The organism is Timonella sp. A28 (assembly GCF_051200815.1).
GTDB lineage: Bacteria > Actinomycetota > Actinomycetes > Actinomycetales > Cellulomonadaceae > Timonella.
Genome location: NZ_CP195159.1, coordinates 445,099 through 467,076, shown reverse-complemented (window position 1 = coordinate 467,076; position 21,978 = coordinate 445,099). Strand labels below are relative to the sequence as shown.

General features: G+C 50.3%; 20 protein-coding genes and 1 pseudogene. 1 reads left to right on the top strand and 20 read right to left on the bottom strand.

The window, feature by feature from the left end:
* Window positions 1–13 precede the first annotated feature (13 nt).
* Window positions 14–232 carry an RNA-binding S4 domain-containing protein gene (locus ACR9EC_RS02235; RefSeq protein WP_435299895.1) on the top strand — a complete coding sequence of 73 codons (219 nt, stop codon included), beginning with the start codon at window positions 14–16 and terminating at the stop codon, window positions 230–232.
* 71 nt (window positions 233–303) lie between these two features.
* Here the strand turns inward: ACR9EC_RS02235 and ACR9EC_RS02230 are convergent, their stop codons facing one another.
* The 20 genes and pseudogenes from ACR9EC_RS02230 to ACR9EC_RS02135 form a co-directional block, all read right to left on the bottom strand.
* Window positions 304–705, bottom strand: coding sequence for a pyridoxamine 5'-phosphate oxidase family protein (locus tag ACR9EC_RS02230; protein WP_435299894.1), 402 nt, complete (start codon window positions 703–705; stop codon window positions 304–306).
* A 6-nt stretch (window positions 706–711) separates the two neighbouring features.
* Window positions 712–4,247, bottom strand: a pseudogene (gene dnaE, locus ACR9EC_RS02225) (DNA polymerase III subunit alpha).
* Between the two features lie 44 nt (window positions 4,248–4,291).
* A complete protein-coding gene (locus ACR9EC_RS02220) occupies window positions 4,292–4,783 on the bottom strand; it encodes a GNAT family N-acetyltransferase (RefSeq protein WP_435299893.1) in 492 nt (163 codons plus the stop codon).
* 27 nt (window positions 4,784–4,810) lie between these two features.
* The gene (locus ACR9EC_RS02215) at window positions 4,811–5,749 is read right to left on the bottom strand and encodes an RluA family pseudouridine synthase (RefSeq protein WP_435299892.1); all 939 of its coding nucleotides are present in this window, start codon (window positions 5,747–5,749) and stop codon (window positions 4,811–4,813) included.
* Complete coding sequence (gene lspA, locus ACR9EC_RS02210; protein WP_435299891.1) at window positions 5,746–6,288, bottom strand: signal peptidase II; 543 nt, start codon at window positions 6,286–6,288, stop codon at window positions 5,746–5,748. The genes ACR9EC_RS02215 and lspA overlap by 4 nt, the downstream gene beginning before the upstream one ends.
* Before the next feature lie 166 nt (window positions 6,289–6,454).
* Window positions 6,455–6,916 (bottom strand): TraR/DksA family transcriptional regulator, encoded by a 462-nt coding sequence (locus ACR9EC_RS02205; RefSeq protein ID WP_435299890.1) that lies wholly within the window; start codon window positions 6,914–6,916, stop codon window positions 6,455–6,457.
* A gap of 129 nt (window positions 6,917–7,045) precedes the next feature.
* Complete coding sequence (locus ACR9EC_RS02200) at window positions 7,046–7,684, bottom strand: DivIVA domain-containing protein (RefSeq protein WP_435299889.1); 639 nt, start codon at window positions 7,682–7,684, stop codon at window positions 7,046–7,048.
* A 141-nt stretch (window positions 7,685–7,825) separates the two neighbouring features.
* Complete coding sequence (locus ACR9EC_RS02195; protein ID WP_435299888.1) at window positions 7,826–8,125, bottom strand: YggT family protein; 300 nt, start codon at window positions 8,123–8,125, stop codon at window positions 7,826–7,828.
* A 2-nt stretch (window positions 8,126–8,127) separates the two neighbouring features.
* Window positions 8,128–8,613 (bottom strand): cell division protein SepF, encoded by a 486-nt coding sequence (locus tag ACR9EC_RS02190; protein WP_435299887.1) that lies wholly within the window; start codon window positions 8,611–8,613, stop codon window positions 8,128–8,130.
* A 263-nt stretch (window positions 8,614–8,876) separates the two neighbouring features.
* Window positions 8,877–9,686: a polyphenol oxidase family protein gene (locus ACR9EC_RS02185; RefSeq protein WP_435299886.1), complete on the bottom strand. Its 810-nt coding sequence runs from the start codon at window positions 9,684–9,686 to the stop codon at window positions 8,877–8,879.
* Entirely contained in the window at window positions 9,683–11,002 is a 1,320-nt protein-coding gene (gene ftsZ, locus ACR9EC_RS02180) for a cell division protein FtsZ (protein ID WP_435299885.1), read from the bottom strand. Before ftsZ ends, ACR9EC_RS02185 begins: the two co-directional genes overlap by 4 nt.
* 301 nt (window positions 11,003–11,303) lie before the next feature.
* Window positions 11,304–12,239 carry a cell division protein FtsQ/DivIB gene (locus ACR9EC_RS02175; RefSeq protein ID WP_435299884.1) on the bottom strand — a complete coding sequence of 312 codons (936 nt, stop codon included), beginning with the start codon at window positions 12,237–12,239 and terminating at the stop codon, window positions 11,304–11,306.
* A gap of 53 nt (window positions 12,240–12,292) precedes the next feature.
* Window positions 12,293–13,747 carry a UDP-N-acetylmuramate--L-alanine ligase gene (gene murC, locus ACR9EC_RS02170; RefSeq protein WP_435299883.1) on the bottom strand — a complete coding sequence of 485 codons (1,455 nt, stop codon included), beginning with the start codon at window positions 13,745–13,747 and terminating at the stop codon, window positions 12,293–12,295.
* Between the two features lie 2 nt (window positions 13,748–13,749).
* Window positions 13,750–14,874 carry an undecaprenyldiphospho-muramoylpentapeptide beta-N-acetylglucosaminyltransferase gene (murG, locus tag ACR9EC_RS02165; RefSeq protein WP_435299882.1) on the bottom strand — a complete coding sequence of 375 codons (1,125 nt, stop codon included), beginning with the start codon at window positions 14,872–14,874 and terminating at the stop codon, window positions 13,750–13,752.
* A gap of 11 nt (window positions 14,875–14,885) precedes the next feature.
* Complete coding sequence (ftsW, locus tag ACR9EC_RS02160) at window positions 14,886–16,139, bottom strand: putative lipid II flippase FtsW (protein WP_435299881.1); 1,254 nt, start codon at window positions 16,137–16,139, stop codon at window positions 14,886–14,888.
* Between the two features lie 13 nt (window positions 16,140–16,152).
* The gene (gene murD / locus ACR9EC_RS02155; protein ID WP_435299880.1) at window positions 16,153–17,625 is read right to left on the bottom strand and encodes a UDP-N-acetylmuramoyl-L-alanine--D-glutamate ligase; all 1,473 of its coding nucleotides are present in this window, start codon (window positions 17,623–17,625) and stop codon (window positions 16,153–16,155) included.
* Window positions 17,622–18,707, bottom strand: a complete 1,086-nt coding sequence (gene mraY, locus ACR9EC_RS02150; protein ID WP_435299879.1) for a phospho-N-acetylmuramoyl-pentapeptide-transferase — start codon at window positions 18,705–18,707, stop codon at window positions 17,622–17,624. Before mraY ends, murD begins: the two co-directional genes overlap by 4 nt.
* A gap of 6 nt (window positions 18,708–18,713) precedes the next feature.
* On the bottom strand, window positions 18,714–20,144 hold the full coding sequence (locus tag ACR9EC_RS02145; protein WP_435299878.1) for a UDP-N-acetylmuramoyl-tripeptide--D-alanyl-D-alanine ligase: 1,431 nt from the start codon (window positions 20,142–20,144) through the stop codon (window positions 18,714–18,716).
* 158 nt (window positions 20,145–20,302) lie between these two features.
* Window positions 20,303–20,758, bottom strand: coding sequence for a glutamate ligase domain-containing protein (locus ACR9EC_RS02140; protein ID WP_435299877.1), 456 nt, complete (start codon window positions 20,756–20,758; stop codon window positions 20,303–20,305).
* The gene (locus tag ACR9EC_RS02135; RefSeq protein WP_435299876.1) at window positions 20,679–21,932 is read right to left on the bottom strand and encodes a Mur ligase family protein; all 1,254 of its coding nucleotides are present in this window, start codon (window positions 21,930–21,932) and stop codon (window positions 20,679–20,681) included. Before ACR9EC_RS02135 ends, ACR9EC_RS02140 begins: the two co-directional genes overlap by 80 nt.
* Window positions 21,933–21,978 lie beyond the last annotated feature (46 nt).

The window sequence follows — 21,978 nt, the reverse complement described above, 5'->3', positions numbered from 1 at the left end:
CGAAAATTATTGTGTGAACGAAGTTTTTATTAGAGACGACATGATTCGCCTCGGCCAATTCCTTAAACTCGCTGACTTTGTCGATAACGGAGCCGACGCCCGTGAAGTGATCTCCGCTGGTGAGGTCCGCGTCAATGGTGAAGTCGATCTGAGACGCGGACGCCAACTTGTAAAAGGTGACGTTGTCACACTATCAACCCCTCAAGGGGAGATCAGCGCTACTGTTGCCTGAGTGTCGAACGCAACAGGGCTTTTGCCAGAATTGCCCTGATGCACGGCACTGATCTGATGGTGAGTTGTCTCTCAACGTGCCATATACGTTGAACTCATAACCTTGTCTGCTGTGATTTCTATGAGGACTCGAACGGGATCTTCTTCAAGCGTTCGATAACGTTGTGCATAACGTTTTAACGCATGAGCAATTTCGTTCGGGTCCTCACTTACACGTGCGGTCCCTTCAATGGTTATCCATCGTCCACCATCTACCTGGCACAGCACAGCTCGTGGCGGTACCTCAGAGTACCCGCGAGCGTTTCGTGCTTTTACAGAGCTCTTTTTTGTGGTGACACGAGCGATTCCACGCTCTGGATCCCATGTAAACGCGACGGGAACGACATGAGGTGTTCCGTCTGCTCGTAGAGTCGTCAACGTTGCTAGGTGACGTTCTGTGACGAACACTCGTTGTTCAGGTGTTAGGTGAATCATGTATTCCTACGTGTTGAGGCATTGCGAGCCTAGTACCGCTTTTAGTTCGCCATAAAGTGCAGGGTTTTTCTCTACCCGGTATTTGTCGTCGAGGCGTAATACGGTGGCTCGTCCTGGGCTGGTTACTTTCAAACGTACTTCTGATTTCCCAGGGTGCGTTTTTAAGGTGTCACGAAGCTGCTCTACTAAAGGTTCAATACACCGTGCGGCTGCAACGGTTATCAGCATAGGTGATTCTTCTGTCCCGCTCAGGTCCGGGATAGTCACGTCCATAGCTTGTAGTTGCATAGTGTCGTCACGACGACGAATACGTCCTTTACACACAACCACTTGGTCTTCGGCCAACATCGCAGAGTATGCAAGGTATGTTTCACCAAAGAACATCACTTCGACAGAGCCGTCAAGGTCCTCAATTGTGACAGCAGCCCACGGGTTTCCTTGCTTCGACATTTTTCGTTGCAGTCCCGTGATCAGTCCTGCAATGGTCACTGTTGAGCCGTCTGGTCGTGCTTCGTCTGCGACCAGTGTCGCAATGGATAGGTCAGACGACTGAGTGAGTACGTGCTCTAAGCCGGAGAGCGGGTGGTCGGACACATATAGTCCAAGCATTTCTCGCTCAAAAGTTAGCCTGTTTTTCTTATCCCAGTCCGGGAGGGTGGGGATATCGATGTGGAATGACATTGCGTCATCGTCGGCTCCCCCAAAGTCAGCAAATAAGTCGAACTGACCTTCTGCTTCTTTTCTCTTCACCCCGATCACTGAATCGACGGCTTGTTCGTGGATGAGGTGCAGGCCACGACGTGGGTGCCCTAGTGAATCGAAAGCTCCTGCTTTAATGAGTGATTCAATTGTTCGCTTGTTGCAGACCACTGCTGGGACTTTGTCGAGGAAATCAGTAAACGACACAAAGTTTGTTTTTTCTTCGCGGGTTTTAATGATTGCTTCTACAACGTTCGATCCGACGTTACGCACAGCTGTCAAACCAAAACGAATGTCTTTATCAACAGCGGTGAAGTTCGATGCTGACGAGTTCACGTCTGGCGGTAACACTGTGATGCCCATACGACGGCACTCGTTCAGATATAAAGCAAGCTTGTCTTTATCGTCTTTAACTGAGGTGAGGAGCGCTGCCATATATTCGGCCGGGTAGTGGGCTTTGAGGTATGCCGTCCAATATGAGACGAGCCCGTACGCTGCCGAGTGTGCTTTGTTGAAGGCGTACCCTGCGAATGGCACGAGTACGTCCCACACCGCTTGGATTGCTTTATCGGAGTATCCGCGTTCGCGCATTCCGGCTTGGAAGGGCACAAACTCTTTATCAAGGATTTCTTTCTTTTTCTTACCCATTGCACGACGCAATAGGTCTGCTTGACCGAGAGAGTAGCCTGCCAAAATTTGGGCAGCTTTTTGCACCTGCTCTTGGTAAACGATCAAACCGTATGTTGTGTCGAGGACTTCTGCTAACGGTTCTTCAAGTTCAGGGTGGATCGGTTCAACGGTCTGTAACCCGTTTTTACGAAGCGCATAGTTAGTGTGCGAGTTCATACCCATGGGGCCGGGACGATACAGCGCAATAACAGCAGAAATGTCTTCGAAGTTGTCGGGGCGCATCTGTCTCAGCAGTGAACGCATAGGTCCGCCGTCAAGCTGGAACACACCTAGGGTGTCTCCGCGGCCCAACAGTTTGTATGTCTCAGGGTCGTTAAATTCAAGTTCTTCAAGAACAACGGATTCTTTACCGTTTGCAACAATATTTTCGAGTGCATCGGAAAGGATTGTCAGGTTACGCAACCCAAGGAAGTCCATTTTGATCAGGCCAAGGCCTTCACAGGTCGGATAATCAAACTGGGTAATAACTGCACCATCTTGTGGACGACGCATAATCGGGATGATGTCGATGAGCGGCTCACTCGACATAATCACGCCGGCAGCGTGAACACCCCACTGCCGTTTTAGCCCTTCAATACCCTGAGCAAGCTCGACAACGCGTTGTGCATCAGGATCTGTTTCGTGAACTTGACGGAATTCTCCAGCTTCTGGGTAGCGCGGATGCTTAGGGTCAAAAATTCCGCCCAGCGGAATATCCTTGCCCATAACTGCTGGCGGCATAGCTTTTGTGAGCTCTCCCCCATCGCATACGGCATACCCAGCAAGCGAGCCGAATCTTTAAGCGCCTGCTTCGCCTTAATCGTTCCATAGGTAACGATTTGAGCGACGCGATCTTCACCATACTTCTCTGTGACGTACCTGATGACTTCCCCGCGCCTACGCTCGTCGAAGTCAACGTCGAAGTCGGGCATCGACACACGTTCAGGGTTCAAGAACCGCTCAAAGATAAGCCCGTGCTGCAACGGGTCTAATTCCGTAATTTTCATAGCATACGCAACCATCGACCCAGCACCAGAACCACGGCCTGGCCCCACTCGAATCCCATGTTCTTTAGACCAGTTAATGAAGTCTGCGACTACAAGGAAGTACCCAGGGAATCCCATCTGGGTAATAACCGACACTTCATATTCTGCCTGCTTACGCACATCATCAGGAATTCCCTGTGGGAAGCGCTCATGCAAACCACGTTCCACTTCTTTTACGAACCACGAAGTCTCGTCTTCTCCTGGCGGGCAAGGGAAGTTAGGCATGTAGTTTGCGTTCGTATCAAAAGAGATATCGCATTGTTCAGCAACAAGAAGAGTGTTGTCGCATGCTTCTGGGAAATCACGCCACACGTCACGCATCTCTGCAGCAGATTTAATGTAATACCCATCGCCATCAAACTTAAAGCGATCAGGGTCAAGCAACGTCGAGCCAGAGTTAATGCACAACAATGCCTCTTGCGAACTTGCGTCGTCTTTACGAACGTAGTGCGAGTCATTTGTTGCGATAAGCGGGCCGTTAATCTTTTTGGCTATCTCAAGGAGTTCCGAGCGAACCCGGTTTTCAATCGACAACCCGTGGTCCATCAACTCGACATAAAAAGAGTCACGACCAAAAATGTCTTGGAATTCACCAGCAGCCTTCAAAGCCTCATCAAACTGCCCAAGACGCAAACGCGTTTGAATTTCTCCCGAGGGACAGCCTGTTGATGCGATCATGCCCTTGGAGTAGGTCTGTAAGAGTTCACGGTCCATGCGCGGCCATTTACCCATTTGACCATCTAACGACGCGAGCGAGGACATCCGAAAGAGGTTATGCAACCCCACGTTGTCTTTAGCCCACAACGTTAAGTGTGTGTATGCTCCACGTGCTGAAACATCATCCGAGCGTTGGCTGGGATCTCCCCACAACGTACGAGTGTTGTCGAACCGGCTCGTTCCAGGCGTGACGTATGCTTCCACACCAATAATCGGTTTAATGCCGGCCGCTTTAGCTTTAGACCAAAATTCAAAAGCACCAAAAATGTATCCGTGGTCTGTAGTTGCTATCGCTTTTTGACCCAACCTAGCTGTCTCTTCGAAGAGGTCCCCTAGTCGTGCCGCACCATCCAACATGGAGTACTCGGTGTGAACGTGTAAGTGGACAAAATCAGATTGAGAAACAGCCATGGAACGAGTCTAGAACGTTTCAGTTAGTTTCTGTAACAACGCAACTATGAGATTAATTTACGCATGTCACGATGCCAGATATCAGCGTCAAGATAACGCCGACCGTCAACCTCGACATACCCCAGTTTTCGATAGAAATCGAGAGCTTGCTCTTGCGCAGACAACTCAACGACCGCCCCATGCGGTTGTAAGGACCGTGCTTCGTCTTCTAAAGCGGTTACGAGTAAGGACCCAACGTTTTTCCCCCGCGCTGCGGCACGCACTGCAACACGTCCAATATGAAACGTTGAACCTTGAGATACGGGAGGAAGTAACCGCGCCGTACCAAGAATTGTTTCTCCGTGCTCAGAATGTTCAATAGCAACAACATGAACGGTGCTTGAATGTGCATCGTAGTCATCTACTTCTTCTTCAAGCGGAACGGCTTGCTCGTGAACAAATACTTCTACACGAACTGCAAAAGCTTCTTGGAGCAATTCGTCTGTTACTACTCGACGGACAACAATGCTGGACTCTGATCCGTTATGCACACTCATTACTTTTCTTGCTCTGTTTTTCCTGTTTTAGGCGTACGGATTGCGCAGCACATCTAAAGCGTGGGCCAGGTCCTCAGGATATTCACTTTCCACTTCAATCCATTGCCCAGAAGAAGGGTGCGTGAACCCTAAACGCATGGCGTGTAACCATTGTCGAGTGAGGTTGACCTTTTTTGTCAGTTTCGGATCTGCTCCATACATTAAGTCGCCCACACATGGGTGCCTCATCGCCGAAAAATGCACTCTGATTTGATGCGTGCGCCCAGTTTCTAAATGGACTTCAACCAAAGACGCTGCCGGCAACATTTCTAACACTTCAAAGTGCGTAATGGAACGTTTACCATCAGGCATAACCGCGAATTTAAACTCTGATTTTGGGTGTCGGCCGATAGGCGCATCAATAGTACCTTTGGTCGGTTCTGGATGCCCCTGCACTAAAGCGTGGTACACCTTTTCAACGGTCCGATTGCGAAAAGCGCGCTTCATCACCGAATAGGCATACTCAGATTTAGCCACCACCATCAAGCCAGACGTGCCGGCATCAAGCCGATGCACAATCCCTTGCCGTTCAGCAGCCCCCGAGGTGGATATACGATAGCCTGCGGCAGCAAGAGCACCCACGACTGTTGGACCAGTCCAACCGACAGCAGGGTGGGCCGCTACACCTACAGGCTTGTCAACGACAACAACATCGTCGTCGTCATACACAATGCGCATACCTGCAACTGGTTCAGGTTTTACGTCTAGTGGTGAAGGCCGATTTGGGTCGGGCAATGTCACTTCGACCATTGCATCAGCGACAAGCCGGTCGCCCTTAGACATAGGCCGACCGTTCATATAGATGCCACCGGAATCTGCGATTTCAGCGACCGAGGTTCGTGACAGGCCAAGCACACGAGCTAATGCAGCATCAACGCGCTCACCGACAACCGCATCGGGCACCGGGAAAGTGCGTACCTGATTCACTGGTCCGCCACCTGAGGAGCATCGTCCTCATCGTGCTGCTGCTCGAATGGGGGTATTCCAATAAGCGCAAGTAAAGCAATAAGAATTGCCGCTGTAACAATCGCTATATCGGCAACATTTCCCACAAAGGGGCCGTAATCGATGAAGTCCACGACATGCCCGTTCGGAAAGCCAGGAGCCCGAAAGAGTCGATCGATCAGGTTTCCTATCGCACCGCCCAAAAGAAGAGCTAAAGTCACTACCCATAATTTCGAAGACACTTTACGAGCAATATAAAAAATGTATACAACTACTGCGGTACTCACGATTGTTAAAATCCACGTCATTCCACTGGCCATGGAAAGTGCCGCACCAGGGTTATAAATCAATCGGAAAGATATGAAATCACCGATAAAAGGTTGGGCTGGCCCACCCTCAGACAACGTGTTTTGTGCCCATATTTTCGTCAGCTGATCAAAAGCGATTATCACAAGCGAAACCGGTACCAGATACATTAGCGCGGTCTTCAAACCCAATGCCTCACGCGGGGTACCTGTCATTATGTGAATCAACTCCTTGGCTGAACAAAATAATATGATGTCGAAACGTGCTAGCGCTCGAATCTGCGCCTAACCACTAAAGAGTCTCCCATGAGTCAACCGTTCAACGGAAACTGAACAGCACACAGGAGACCCTCAAGTGTACAAACATCATGCAGTGAGCTGCTTAACGGCGTTCTTCACGCTGCTTGCATGAAACACACAGTGTGGCACGCGGGAATGCCTGCTGACGTGCTTTACCAATCGCGTTACCACACGATTCACATGTGCCAAACGTACCTGCTTCAATGCGCGTCAATGCTCTTCTGTTTTGCTCCAGCACATCACGGGTGTTGTTCACAAGAGTCAGCTCTTGCTCACGTTCCAGAGCTGAAGAACCATAGTCGGCTTGGTCGTCGCCCGAGCCTTCGCCAGAGTTACGCAAGAATTCAGTAAGATCAGCGTCTGCTGCTTCAAGCTCTTGTCGTAACCGTAGATCATCTTCGATCAGAGCTTCAGCAATCTCAAGGACCTCTTCTGTAGTCCATGGATCTTCGCCTTGGCGCACTGGAAGCTGCGAAACACTATTCGCGAGTGTTGGAAAGTGTTCAAGCGCTATCGAACGCGGGGTTGCGCTGCTAGATGCCATGTCATACCTCTCTCACGGGGTGGATAGCCGAATATAAACACACTGACCGGCACACACAAACATCCCACGCTTCCGAAAGCGGGTGAATTGTGTGCGCCGGTCAGCGCAAGTGGTCTGTATGGGACTACATCAGATACCTGATGAGTCGTTAGATCCAAGTCCAGACGCACGCTGGTCCAGATCGCCCAGCAAGTTTTGCAGATACGACTTGAGGCGCAAACGGTAGTCGCGCTCAAATGTACGCAACTCGTCGATCTTGGTTTCCAAGACTCCACGCTCTTGCTCAAGCTGGTTAAGCGTACGTTGAGAAATCTCTTGTGCTTCGCGAACGATCCGATCGCCCTCAACACGAGCTTCAGAAACGAGGCGCTCGCCCTCTTCTTGCCCAGCACGCACGTGATCATCGTGAAGTTTTTGAGCCATCTGGATAATTCCAGTAGCCATCTCAGGTTCACGTGGTGTAAGTCCTGAAGCTTCAGTAATTCGTGCTGCAATATCAGGCTCAGGCGCCGCAACAGGCTCAGGCGCAACTTCTTCTTTTACTTGCGTTTCCGCAGGTGAGTCTGCAGTTGCACGGCTCAACTCGCCAACGCGAGCTTCTGCCATTTCAAGCTTTGCTTTAAGCTCGTCGTTCTCCACGTAGACCGCACGAAGTGTTCCAAGAACGAGGTCAAGGAAGTCGTCGACCTCGACCATGTCGTAACCTTCACGGAACTTGGTTACTGAAAACTTCTTATTAAGGACTTCGTCTGGTGTAAGTAATTCCACCGTAGTCTCCATCTCGATATTTCGCTGGTCAGTCCGGCCGCCGTAAGCAACCTTCCGGATTCAGATCGACACCTAAGTGTAATTCCTTAGGTGTAAATTGCCCGCACCGAAAGACAGTACGGCTCAAATTCCACCCATCGTCTATGGCTGTATAGCCGCCAAGAAGGCGAACCACTGGGCAAGTATGCCAACGACAATGAACAAAATCATGAAACCTATGTCGAGAGCAAAGGACCCAATCCTAAGCGGCGGAATAAGCCTCGACAAAAATTTCAAAGGCGGATCTGTCACGGTATAAATCGCTTCCGCGATCACCAAGACGAATCCAGTAGGGCGCCAGTCACGAGAGAAAGCTTGGACCCAGCTAATGACCATACGCCCTATAAGTGCTATGAGGTACAAAGAAAATATAAGAGCTAAGAGGCTCCAAATTAGGTTCACGTTCAACTCTGGTTGTAGAAACTTTGGTGGCTCGACGAACCACTTGCATCGGACGAGTCTCCCGAGATCTCCACATTAGCTGGAGACAGCAAGAAGACTTTGTTGGTAACTCGTTCGATGTTCCCACACAATCCAAAAATCAGACCTGCCGAGAAATCAACCAACCGCTTTGCGTCGGCGTCATCCATATCTGACAGGTTCATGATGACAGGAGTGCCAGAGCGGAACGCCTCACCAATTACACGCGCATCATTATACGAACGTGGGTGGACAGTCGTAATACGACGTAGTTCTGGACTCATAAATGAAGCATTTTCTTGATGAGACATTGCCTTCGAGATCGGAGTCACTTGCGCGTCATACGGTGCCATAGTTTCGTCCACCGATTCATCGTAGTCGGAGTACTCATCATACATTTCACCTTCGTATTCGCCGTTTTCCTCAGCGATACCAAGGTACTTCATCGTTCTACGTAGGGCTCCTGCCATCACCCTTCTCCGATCTGTCTAGGTTCGTTCTCGTTTGATCCACACGACCAGCTCATTTGTGGACCGCAAAAAACGAACCATATGGCTGTCAATTTTGGCCCTTACATCACTGCACCCCTAGTCGCCAATAGGGACTAGTTACACTGATGTCACTTGACAATAAATTCACGCTAGCGCAGTATCAGCCGCGGCTAAAGCGACACGCCCTATAAACACCTAGGATTCACCACCTAGCAGTAGGTTTTAATCCGATTTGGCCGGATCTAAGGACTCGGAGTCGACCGCGTGATAACACCAGCAAAGCGCCCCGATTTACCCTCTGTGATGTTCACCTCATGGGTTGCGCGCCTGTGCGAGAAGTACCCATCATCCTCATATGTGCATCTCACTATGTGTTCAACTTTTGTAACCCCCGCGGCAAAAAGTTCATTTTCTGCTGCCGCACGCAATGAGATACCCACTGTGTTCCACCGTGTTTGTGATATCTCAGTACCTGTTACCGCAGCAAAATTACGAGCCATAACTTCAGGAACTTCATAACAGTGGGCACAAATACAAGGACCCACCGCCGCTTTAATCCGCCCCATATGTGCACCAGACGCACACATGCGTGTAAGAGTTGCAGAAATAACCTGTGCTTCAAGCCCAGGGCGCCCCGCATGAGCAGCAGCAATTACTCCCGCTTCTGCGTCAGCAAGCAGCACCGGCACACAATCTGCAACATACACACCTACTGGGGTGTCTTGAGCGACAGTAACTACCCCATCAGCAGAAAATTCAACCGTTTGTGTTGCCAACATTCGCGGATTTTCACGTTCATGTTCAGCATACGTGGCGTCATCCAACACTTCGCAGTCATGGACTTGCCGAGAAAAACGCACCGGTCCCCCGGCAATCTGTGCAAGAAGTTCACGATTTTGTTGTACCGACACCACATCGTCGTGAACTTTATCGCCCACATTAAGCCCATTAAAAGGTGGCGCAGAATACCCACCTACACGACTCGTAAAAAATGCAAGAATCCCGGGACCGAGATCTACTTCGGTCACCGGGATTTCAAAGCCATCTGTCATTTCAAGAAATCTGGAACGTCAAGTTCTTCAACTGGACGACGTCGCACAGGTTCTTCATCAAAGATGCGAGGAACCTCAAACTGCGACTGGGTCGGTGTTTCATTCGGTGAACGAACGCCGTCATGCTGTTCGCCAATAAACGGCGGCACCTGCTGCTCGTTAAGGTGCGTTACATAATGAGATGGGGTTACCGGCGGTAAAGACTCCCGTGGTTCTTCCAACGGCACAACCGGACGGTTTAACGCGCGAATGCCACCTGTCATTGGAGCAGGCTCGTCGACTCGAGGCGCATTACCAACTTCACGTGGGGCAGCCGCAGGAGATTGTGCACCCGCACCAAACCCACGAATATCAGCACGCGGTTGAGGATTACCCCCATCAAAGCCGGCAGCAATAACAGTTACACGCACTTCGTCGCCAAGAGCATCATCAATAACGGTACCGAAAATGATGTTTGCTTCAGCATGAGCAGCCTCATGCACCAAGCGAGCAGCTTCGTTGATTTCTTGCAAGCCTAGATCCGAGCCACCTTGAATCGAGATCAAGACACCATGAGCACCATCAATCGACGCTTCAAGAAGCGGAGAAGATATAGCCAATTCTGCTGCTTGGACCGCACGATCATCACCACGTGCAGAACCAATACCCATCAAAGCTGACCCTGCACCCTGCATTACAGATTTCACATCTGCAAAGTCAAGGTTGATCAAGCCTGGAGTGGTGATCAAGTCAGTAATACCCTGCACACCGGACAGCAAGACTTGGTCTGCTGAATGGAACGCGGTCAAAGCGGAAACCGAACGATCAGCCATGGAAAGCAGTCGGTCGTTCGGAATAACAATAAGTGTGTCAACTTCTTTACGCAGGGCCTCAATACCCGACTCTGCTTGGTTAGCGCGACGACGACCCTCAAATGAGAACGGACGTGTCACGACACCAACAGTCAAGGCACCCAAAGATCGAGCAATACGGGCGACGACCGGCGCACCACCAGTACCGGTACCACCGCCTTCACCAGCGGTAACAAAAACCATGTCAGCGCCACGAAGGACTTCTTGAATTTCGTCTTCATGGTCTTCAGCTGCTTTTTTACCGACTTCGGGATCAGCGCCAGCACCCAATCCACGAGTAAGCTCACGCCCGACATCAAGTTTGACGTCAGCGTCAGACATAAGAAGGGCTTGAGCGTCGGTGTTGATCGCAATGAACTCAACGCCTTTGAGTCCAACCTCAATCATTCGGTTGACGGCGTTTACACCACCACCACCGATGCCCACCACCTTAATCACTGCGAGGTAGTTCTGCGGAGTTGTCACGCTCTTGCCTTCCGATCTTGGATTACGATCCCAAACCAACAACCTTAAACCTCAGGTTGAGGGTTAAAGAATTGTCAAGTACTGCTATCGAAACGTTATGTTGAACCACGACTGCTATCAACGTTATTCGTCGTGTGTCGCTATAAATAATCTATGTGAGCAGGCCGACTCAAGCACCATACAAACGCTTAGACACGCCAAAGTTTCGCCCGATATTGGCAAACCCAGCAACTTCACAAGAAATATGTGTGGTTAAGAACAACCTGCCACAACATAATCGGCAAGAAAAGACGAAATATGACTAACGAATGATAGGAAAAGTTGGAGCCGAAAGATCTATCGTGCTTTTCTGCTCCTCAAGTGCTGTAGGCATCAACGCACGCAACACTTCAATCTTCAAAATCGTCTGCGCTGAGTTCCCCCACTGCACCGCAATCCCATTGCGAAGCGTAAACACAATGTTGTCTTGAGACGACGCCGTAATCGAAGCGATATCAGCCAACAAATCGCTCGGCAACGCATCCAAAACTTCTAGCGCAGTAACCAACGTACGTTGATTATCCGCAGTCAACGGGATCTTCATAATAGGCAACCCCTCAGGGGCCTTTTTAACAACAGCGACTTCCACAGCATCAATGTCAAGCAACACATATTTTTTGTCTCGTGATACCGCTGCAACCGGCGCCCGTTCAACGACAGTTACAGAGACGCCGCGAGGCCATCTGCGTGTTTGCGTAGCAGATTTAACGTTAGGGATTGCCGCAACTTTGTCATGCAACTCCCCCATATCAAGCCGTGACAAAGGCGTCCCAGCATCTTGCTCCAAGGCTTGGACTACTTCTTCTGCCTGAACGTACTCCTGAGCTCCCGAAACCCGCACCTCAGCCAAATCAAGTGAGAAAATCGACGAAAAACCAAATAACCACACCACTGTCGCAAGGCCTAGAACAACCGAGGCAATAATTACTCGTTTACCCCGACGCGTTTTGCGTTCAATAGCTTCTCGCTCAGCTAACCGATCAGCAACCCCCGTCGACAACACGGCAATTTTTGATTTGTTTGTCGAGGGACGACCTGCAACAGTTTTGCCAGCACGAGTAGTTGGTTCAATCGCCGAAGACGCAGAACGCTGTTCAGGTCGCTTCTTGCCGTCGCTACTCTGCGAAGAAATCCTTTTACGAGGTGTCGATGTCGGTTGAGCCGACGAAGGAGGCCTCTGCTCTTTTGACGGGGCCACATCACTATTCGTTTTGTTAGGGCGCCGGGGACGAGCAGGCTGCTTCATCGCGATTAATCCTTTGCTAGCCGATCAAGAATTACTGCACCAAGTTCTGTGACGTCTCCAGCACCCACAGTCAGGACCAAGTCGCCTGGTTGCGCCCAGTCAGCAAGAGCATGAGCGGCCTGCGTTTTATCGAGAATCACCTTAACTGGGGAATTCATGTGCTCGGCAATCATATGCGGAGTCACCTGAGGGTCGTGGTCTTCACGCGCCGCATAAATATCACACATCACAGTGAAATCAGCAAGGTCGAAAGCTTGAGCAAACTCTGTCGAAAAAATTCGTGTACGTGAATACAAGTGCGGCTGAAACACGACACCTACTCGACCGTTTCCTGCGCTTATGCGAGCAGCACGCAAAAGCGCAGCGACTTCAGTGGGATGGTGAGCGTAATCATCAACAACACGAATGGAACGGACCATTCCACGTTCTTCAAAGCGTCTTCCGGTACCCGAAAACTGTTCTAAAGCGTGTGCCGCACGAGTGGGATCAACACCAAGATACAACAACGCTGCGAATGCGCCGGTGGCATTTAAAGCGTTGTGCAGGCCGGGTGCCGCTATATCGAATTCAGCGTGCCCTTGAGGGACATCCGCTGCACTAGTTTCTAGTGTTTCCCAGGCTACGGAGAGCCTCACTTTGCTTGTGCCAGCTACCTGTGTCAGGTCTACCAGACGAAGAGAGCTCGTGGGGTCTTGCCCATACGTCCACGTTCGTTTGCCATTGTTGACGTGGGCTGCTGCTAGCTGTGCAGCGCCGGGGTCGTCAGCACACGCAATCAGTACACCGTTTGCTTGGATGTGGCCTGCAAAAGATACAAAGGCCTGCTCGAAAGCTTCTTTTGTTCCGTAATGATCAAGGTGGTCTGGCTCAACATTTGTTACAACAGCGATGTACGGTTCGTAATTTAAAAAAGAACCGTCAGATTCATCAGCCTCAGCGACAAGTACGTCTCCGGTACCAACTCGGCCGCCTGACATGGGGCCGTCTGTCGTGTGTACGGAACCACCAATAGCGAAGCTGGCATCAAGTCCCGACATCATTGATCCCACAGCGATCATGGCTGATGTTGTCGTTTTTCCATGGGCTCCCGCAACTGCAACGGCCTTTCGGTCTCGCATCAGCAAGGCTAAAGCCTGTGACCTGTGAAAGAGCGGAATGTTTCGTTCCCGCGCTTCAACAAGTTCAGGGTTGTCATCGCGAATCGCGGAAGAGACAATGACTGCGTCCGCTTGTCCGACATTGTCGGCGCTTTGTGGAATCTGAACGTTAATTCCCTCTTCGCGAAGAGCACGAACAACCTGAGTTTCGAGCGCATCAGAGCCAGTGACTGTAACGCCTAAGGCAGAAAACATGTGCGCTAACACCGACATTCCTGCTCCACCAATGCCAACAAAATGGATAGTGGAAAACGACGAAGGCTTCATGTCAGGTTGAAGAGTTGCATATCGAGAAGAAGACACAGTTAAGCCCACTTTGCTACAGATTCAATAACTTTAAGAACGTCAAGGGTTGCCTGAGGTTTCCCAACTTGCTGAGCGCGTTGTGCCATATCGTGCAAGCGGGCACCGTCTGTTACCAGCGGCACAATATGTGTTGTCGCCCATTGCTCCGTAAATTGTGCGTCGTCTACTATCAGCGCGCTATGTACGGAGACCATCGGTTCAGCGTTAAGTTTTTGTTCCCCGTTACCGATTGGGAGGGGCACAAAGACAGCAGGAATACCTAGTGCAGCAAGTTCACATACGGTTCCGGCGCCGCTACGGCACACAACAAGATCTGCTACAGCATAAGCAAGATCCATACGCGTTAAGTATTCCATGACGTGATAGTCAGTACGGTCCTCAGCCGGAACAGATTTTAGGTCCTCAATAACTTGAGCGCTCTTACCTTTACCAGTGAGGTGTAATACTTGTATGCCCGTGCTCAAGAGCTGTGCAGCGACCTGTGTCATAGTCATGTTGACGCGTAATGCGCCAAGTGAACCACCGGTCACTACAAGCACTGGACGTGAGGGGTCTAAGCCCAGTTCGTGAGCGGCTGCGGTACGAATTGCACTTGGTTGAGCTGCACGGGCCGCTATGAGACGAGAAATCTCTGGGCGCAACGGCAAGCCTGTGACGTGTGCCTGATCTAAAAGTGTGCTTTCAAATGTTGTTGTCACTGCGCTGGCCCAGCGCGCGCCAAGTTTATTGGCAATGCCCGGCCGCGCATTTTGCTCCTGAACCACAATAGGAACGTTAAGTTTACGTGCCGCTAAATATGCAGGTGTGGACACGTAACCACCAAAGCCGACAACCACGTCGGCGTCGATTTCTTTGATTGCGTCGCTTGCTGCTTTTACTGCTGCTTGCAATTTTCCTGGCAAAGTGAACCATTGCGGGGTTGGACGACGAGGCATCGGAACACGTGGAACGTAACGAAGATCAAAACCGCGTTCAGGAACAAGTGTCGCTTCAAGGCCTTCTCGCGTACCAAGCACGGAGATACGCGCATCAGCGTGGTATTCCCGGACAGCTTCTGCAACCGCTAGCAGGGGGTTTACATGCCCCGCCGTGCCACCGCCAGCTAGAAGTATGGATTTTGACATCGATTTTCTCCCTAAGCACCACGGGTGCTGCGTCGATTTGAACTAGAAATGACCGCTATCGTTTTTCGAACCATGGATGGTCGTGTTTTAAAAGCTTTCTGCGCGCCCGGTTCGTTTCGCGCAAAAGCTACGACGACACCCAACGCTAGCAATGTTGCAATCAGAGCAGAACCACCCGCAGATACCAGAGGTAATGGGACTCCGATAACTGGCAGCACACGAGTAACAACTCCAATGTTGATCATGGCTTGCCCTAAGATCCATGCTGCGATACCTGCCGTCGTAATCTTGACCATAGGGTCTGGGTGACGCATGATCACGCGCAAAAACCCTAATCCAAGGATTACGAACAAAAGAATCACAAGTGTGGTGCCAAGGAAACCAATTTCTTCACCAATGACCGAAAAAATAAAGTCGTTTTGTGCTTCTGGTAGGTACTTCCATTTTTCTGCGCCTGAGCCCAGTCCTACACCTGCGAAACCACCCGATCCGAGCCCTTCCATACCTCGCACAACCTGATAGCACAGTTCGTCTGCAGCACAGTTAGCGTCATAGGTGCCTAAGATTCGAACCATGCGGTTACCGCTAAATATCACCATAAGAGTGATAAACACGGCGCCGAGGGCCCCAAAACTTGCGATCCATTTAAACGGCAGCCCTGCCACAATAAATGCAGCAGCGATAATCAGGCAGAGCACGAGTGAGGTACCGAGGTCGTTCCCTGCCATAACAAGCGCGATAGCAATTGCTGAAGCAATCATCGTGGGGATGCAAATATGTAGCCACCGAGAAGAGGTAGCGAGTTTTCGGCAAATGACTGTGCCTAAGAAAATAGCTAATGCTACTTTCATAAATTCAGAGGGCTGTAAGGAAATACCGCGAATATAAATCCAGTTTCTATTTCCGAGCGCGTCACCACCCAGCCCAGGAACAAAAACTAGACTCTGTAGCACAAAGGAGCCAACCAAAATCGTCCAAGCAAATTTTTTGTACACCTCAACTTTTATTCGAGAGGCAACAAAAAACGCAATAATTCCGATGACTGCGAAAATGAACTGTTTAGAAAAGATTTTGTATGCGTTACCGCTGTGCGAAATAGACTCAACGGACGAACTCGACAAAACCATGATCAGGCCTAACACAACCATGGCTGCCGTCGCACCAACAATAAGGTAGTAACTTGTCGTAGCCGAATTCCAAATTCCGGCCCAGTTTACCTTTTTACTCGATGCGGTCTCATCGATCCGGCGCACTCTACTGCTCACACCGCTCCCCGCCTTAATTCTGGTTTGCCTCTGCGACCTGTTGAGCGCACCGTGTAAATTCCAGTCCACGCTCAGCATAGGAATCAAACTGATCCATTGAAGCGCAAGCTGGAGCTAACAGTACAACGTCTCCATCACAAGCAATTTCATAAGCGGCCGCTACAGCACGCTCCATAACAGTTTCAGTTTCCCGAGAATCAACCAATTGGATGGGAACTGTTGGGGCGTGTCGTCGAAAAGCATCGCGTAAAGGTTCTTGATCCACACCAATGATCACTGCTGCACGCAATGTTGATGCATGTGCCGCAACGAGATCATCAAAGCGGGTTCCTTTAGCAAGACCACCGGCAATCCACACGATACGAGAAGCAGAAAATGATGTCAGTGAAGCAGCAGCAGCATGCGCATTCGTTGCTTTCGAATCGTTAATAAAAGCGACCCTGCCAGGTGTTCCATCGAAAAGCTTTTCTGTTGTTGCAACATGAGCCATACGGTGTTGGCCCGGAACAAACAACCGCAAACCCTCTTTGACAGATAACGCAGAAACCCCAATAGCACGGGCTACAGCACTTGCCGCGAGAGCATTCGCTACGGCATGCGGTGGAACAGTTCCTGCCGAACCGGCAAGATGAGCCAAATCGTCGAACGTGGCAAGTTCATCAGCGCTATGGTGACGTTGTGCATCGTCCTGAGGCAAATGAAATGCCCTATCGACGATAACATCCTCAACTAACCCGATTTCACCACGCTGTGGAGCCCCAAGGGTAAACCCGACAGCGCGGGCACCATCAGCAACATCCGCCTGTTCGACGAGTGAGCGAGTCAGGGGAACATCAGCGTTATAGATGCAGGCAGTTTTAACACGTGAATAGATACGAGCTTTATCGCTCACATAGTTTTCGAAAGATCCGTGCCAATCCACATGATCTGGTGCAATGTTAATAAGTGCAGCAGCTTCTAGTTCCATAGAATGTGTGAAATGTAGTTGAAAGCTTGAGAGTTCAAGCGCAACCACATCTATCTTTGGGTCCTGTGCCACTTCAATGACAGGGCGTCCGACGTTACCCACAAGCGCCACGTTTTTTCCATCAGCAGCACATATAGATTCAAGCATCTGTACGGTAGTTGTCTTACCGTTTGTTCCAGTTACTCCAACCCACGGCGCTGGATCAGTTGTTCCGGCTCGAGGCACCCGCAGGTTCCAGGCAAGTTCAATCTCGCTCCAGATGGGTATTCCTGCGTGCGCTGCGTGCACAAAAATAGGGTTATGCGGTGCCCACCCTGGCGATGCAATAACCAGATTGAAATCAGAGATCTCGATGTCCTGCACATCGTGAAAATCTGCGTTCGGGTTGTGCGTGTCAAAAGTAGCAATACGAGTAGGTCGCACTGAAGTATCAAGATCAGTTAATGCTGCCACGACAGCTTTACCGGTAACACCTAAACCAACGACAAGAACGCGTGCGTCCTCAGCGAGTACGTTCACAGTCGGACAACCCATTCAGCGTAGAAGATACCCATACCGAAGACCACAAAGATTCCAGCGATAATCCAGAATCGGATCACGATTGTTACTTCGCCCCAACCAGAAAGTTCAAAGTGGTGGTGTAACGGTGCCATTTTAAAGACACGTTTACCCGTAGCTTTAAAGAAACCAATCTGAATGATGTCAGACAACACGATGATGACGAACAGACCACCAATGATTACTGCAAGGAATTCAGTTCTCGTCAAAATGGAGATTCCTGCGAGTGCGCCACCGAGCGCAAGAGAGCCGGTGTCTCCCATAAAGATTTGTGCAGGCGAGCCATTCCACCACAAGAATCCAAAGCAGGCTCCGACAATAGCCGCCGCGACGACCGCCAACCCTAATGGGTCTCGCGTCATGTAACATCCTGTTTCTTGCGAAAACCCATACACACAGCTTTGGTTGTACTGCCATATCGCAACAAATAAGTAAGCACCGAAAACGACAAGTGACACACCTGTGGCTAAACCATCTAAGCCATCTGTGAGGTTCACTGCGTTAGTCCACGCCGTGATCAAAAAGTTTGCCCAGATGACAAACAAGATGAGTCCTACCGTTGCTCCAGCAAAGGCAAGGTCAAGTTGTGTGTCACGTATAAAAGAAATCTTTGTTGATGCAGGAGTGAGCCCAAACCCGTTCTCAAATTGCAAGGCAAGAACAGAGAAAGCGATTCCGACGATTCCTTGGCCAATGATTTTCCCGCGTGGAGAAAGACCTAATGAGCGCTGTCGTGAAATTTTGATGTAGTCGTCAAGAAACCCGACAAGGCCCATTCCCGTCATCAGGAAGAGCAAAAGCATCGCAGAGGCCGTTGGTAATCGTCCGGACACCACAATGGAAGCTAGCCACCCTAGGATGGTCGCGCCAATAATGACTACACCACCCATTGTTGGGGTTCCACGTTTTGTAAAGTGTGCTGTCGGACCGTCTTGCCGAATAAACTGCCCATAGTTTTTATGCACAAGCAGCTTTATGAACATTGGCGTCCCGATGAGGGACACGATAAGTGCGACACCTGCGGAAACTAATACTGCAATCATGGTGTGTTATGCCTTTCCCACGAGACGGTCAGCTAACTTCCACAGGCCAGAGCCCTTCGAAGATTTCACAAGGACAACATCACCTTCAGTAAGATATTCAGTTAAGAAAGTCTCTGCTTCTTCAATAGTGGGGACCTCAACGACTTCATCGCCCCATGAGCCTTCTTGCATCGCTCCATCGGCGATACCGCTCGCACCAGCCCCAACAACGACAAGCAGCGAAATATTTAACCGTACGACGATCCGGCCTAAATCATCATGCTGTTCGCGGGAGTTCTCCCCCAGTTCTAGCATTTCGCCGAGCACAGCAACGGTACGGCGCTTGCGTCCAGCAATGACGGCAAGAGCCTTCAACGCAGCACGCATGGAATCAGGGTTGGCATTGTACGAATCATCAATGATAGTTATGCCATCTGGTCGTTCAGTAACATCCATGCGATGTGGGCTCAACGCGGTGGCATTGTTCAAAGTGCTCACAGCGGCGTTGAGATTAATGCCAAGTACGGTGGTGGCCGCTAATGCAGCTAACGCATTTGTCATATGGTGTTCACCCACTAATTGGAGGTGAACTTCTTCAGTTTCAGAGGTGCGAGTGTCTGTAACAGTAAAGCGTGAGCGACCCAGTGCATCAATGTGGGTTTCTGTGGCGTGGAAAGTCGTATCGCGCACCACACCATATGTCAGCACTTCTTCACTGGCTTGGTCTTTCATCGCGATGACTCGTAAATCATCCGCGTTGAGGATTACAGTTCCCCCAGCAACCACGCCCTGTACTAATTCTGATTTGGCGCGAGCGACATCATCGATGCCCCCGCCAAAGCCGCCAAGATGTGCCGAGCCAACAATAAGTACTACTGCAACGTCTAGCGGAGCTATATGCGTGAGATAGGTGAGATCTCCAGGCGCTGAAGCTCCCATTTCGAGCACTAAGTATCGTGTCTCAGGTGTTGCCCGTAAAACGGTAAGGGGTAAACCAAGTTCATTGTTAAATGAACCAGCAGGAAAAATTGTTGATCCGTGTTCACTAAGAATCTGACCAATGAGGTCTTTCGTTGTTGTTTTCCCAGCAGATCCAGTTATGCCAACAACACGGATATCACCTTGTTGCCGTAGGTTGCGCAAATGTGCTTGGGCAAGGAGCCCTAAAGCTTGTTCAATATCTTCAACGACGACGACTGGAACTCCCTCGATGGACCGAGTTCCGAGCACGAGTGTCGCACCGTTCTCAAGCGCGCCACGTGCATAATCGTGCCCGTCAACGTTTTCGCCTTGGGCTGCAACAAAAAGTGAGCCGGGTTGTGCCGCCCGAGAGTCAAGAACTGCCTGTGCCGTGACCTTAATTGTTGGGTCTGCTTCAAGTCTTCCGCCGGTGATTGAAGCTATCTGCTCCGCTGAGAACACGTTTGGGCTACTCCCCTGTACTTGTAGGGCACGCATTGTGACTATTAGTCGACTTCTTGTGCGAACCTGTCACTAACTTTATTTTGATACTTCTTTTAAGATTCACATCGCACATACAACTTATCTATTGAACCATTCAAAACATACGACATAGTTCAAGAAGCTATGTGCGGCCACAATATCCTACGTTACCTTCACATATTTCCGCTGGTCTGACGTATATGTGCGAGCACAGCACGAGCTTCGACACGATCGTCAAGCACGTGTCGCACTCCCGCTATTTCTTGAATAGTTTCGTGACCGCGCCCGGCTAACAACACGGTGTCGCCTTGGTGTGCTTCCTGAATAGCATATTTAATTGCGTCTTCACGCAATCCAATATTTTTAATGCGGGCAGAGCGTTCTTCCTCTGAGAGCTGCGCATAGGCTGGAGTCTGTTCGATTCCCTCAATAATTTGGGCTCGTATCGCTTCAGGGTCTTCGCTGTAGGGGTCATCGTCGGTAACAATAAGGACGTCAGCGTACTGCATTGCTGCGATGCCCATAAGAGGCCGTTTTGTTGCGTCACGGTCACCGGCTGCGCCAAAGACCGCGATCAGCTTTTCCTTGGTTTGTTGCGTGATGTGTGTTGCGCAGTGAAGCCAACGCAAAATCTAATGCTTCAGCGGTATGTGCATAATCGACGATGACCAATGGTTCATCGGGCTGCGAGACGACTTCCATCCGTCCGGGGACTGCAGCGAGGGTTGTAAGCCCCTCAACAATAGTTTTCTCGTCAATACCCATCCGCAAAGCAAGCACAGTCGCTAATGCAGCGTTTGAGACGTTGACGTCCCCTAATAACGGTGAATGTGATGACACTGTTGTTCCTGAACGATGACGTAACACAAAGTCCACGCCCAGCCCCTGTGGGCTCACAGAGGTTTCTGTAACTGTCCAGTCTGCGTTGTATGTGCTGTCGTCGCTCAGTGACGTCATAATCGATTCGACTGGAATAGAAGCTGTCTCTACAAGTTTGCGGCCCCACTGATCATCAACGACGACGACTCCACTGCGCGCATATGTTGGAGTAAATAGTGCTGCTTTTGCTGCAAAATATTCTTCCATCGTGTGGTGGAAATCTAGATGATCTTGTTGCAAGTTGGTAAAGCCAACAGCTTCAAATGTGGTTTCAGTTATTCGATCCAAAGAAATCGCATGTGATGAAACTTCCATCGTCACAGTCAAGGCTTTTTCTTCGAGGCATCGCGAGAAAAATCCTTGCAAGACCGGAGCTTCAACAGTGGTACGTTCCGACGGAACGCTCACCTCACCAAGACGCATCTCGATCGTTCCAAGCAGTGCAGTTGACTTGTGTGCAGCCCTATGAATTGCATCCAAGAAAAACGCTGTCGTGGTTTTTCCGTTAGTTCCTGTGATTCCCGCGATCTGCAAGTGTTGTGCGGGTCGTGAGTAAATGTATGCTGCACACTCTGCCATCGTGCGCCGTAACGACTCATTATGAGATGAAACAAGTACAGGGATTCCTGTATCAAGGACACCTGATGCAGAAAGAACTTCTACGCCGGCTTGATCTGTAAGGATTGCTGCCGCGCCACGTTCAATTGCGTCTGGAGCGTAACGTGCGCCATGTGTTTTTAGGCCATTGAGCGCAACAAAGATATCTCCTGGCACAACGCCGTGCGACGTCACGGCGACGCCCTCTACCGATATATCGTTCACTGCACCACCTGCTACGACTTTCACATCACAGGCATGTTGCAGGTCATGCAACGCTACGTGTGGGCGTGAAAGGGGCCGAAGTAAATCGTGCTGAGAACTCATAATTAACAATTTAGCGGGTAGCAGGCAAAATATTGAGGACGAATGT

What these genes read in the sequence shown, in the direction of transcription:
- ACR9EC_RS02220 (WP_435299893.1), bottom strand. Translation starts at nt 4,783, where the DNA reads ATGAGTGTGCATAACGGATCAGAGTCCAGCATTGTTGTCCGTCGAGTA.
- murG (WP_435299882.1), bottom strand. Translation starts at nt 14,874, where the DNA reads ATGTCAAAATCCATACTTCTAGCTGGCGGTGGCACGGCGGGGCATGTA.
- ACR9EC_RS02145 (WP_435299878.1), bottom strand. Translation starts at nt 20,144, where the DNA reads ATGCGTGCCCTACAAGTACAGGGGAGTAGCCCAAACGTGTTCTCAGCG.
- ACR9EC_RS02185 (WP_435299886.1), bottom strand. Translation starts at nt 9,686, where the DNA reads ATGACAGATGGCTTTGAAATCCCGGTGACCGAAGTAGATCTCGGTCCC.
- ACR9EC_RS02230 (WP_435299894.1), bottom strand. Translation starts at nt 705, where the DNA reads ATGATTCACCTAACACCTGAACAACGAGTGTTCGTCACAGAACGTCAC.
- ACR9EC_RS02190 (WP_435299887.1), bottom strand. Translation starts at nt 8,613, where the DNA reads ATGGCAGGAGCCCTACGTAGAACGATGAAGTACCTTGGTATCGCTGAG.
- ACR9EC_RS02135 (WP_435299876.1), bottom strand. Translation starts at nt 21,932, where the DNA reads ATGAGTTCTCAGCACGATTTACTTCGGCCCCTTTCACGCCCACACGTA.
- lspA (WP_435299891.1), bottom strand. Translation starts at nt 6,288, where the DNA reads ATGACAGGTACCCCGCGTGAGGCATTGGGTTTGAAGACCGCGCTAATG.
- ACR9EC_RS02205 (WP_435299890.1), bottom strand. Translation starts at nt 6,916, where the DNA reads ATGGCATCTAGCAGCGCAACCCCGCGTTCGATAGCGCTTGAACACTTT.
- mraY (WP_435299879.1), bottom strand. Translation starts at nt 18,707, where the DNA reads ATGATTGCAGTATTAGTTTCCGCAGGTGTCGCACTTATCGTGTCCCTC.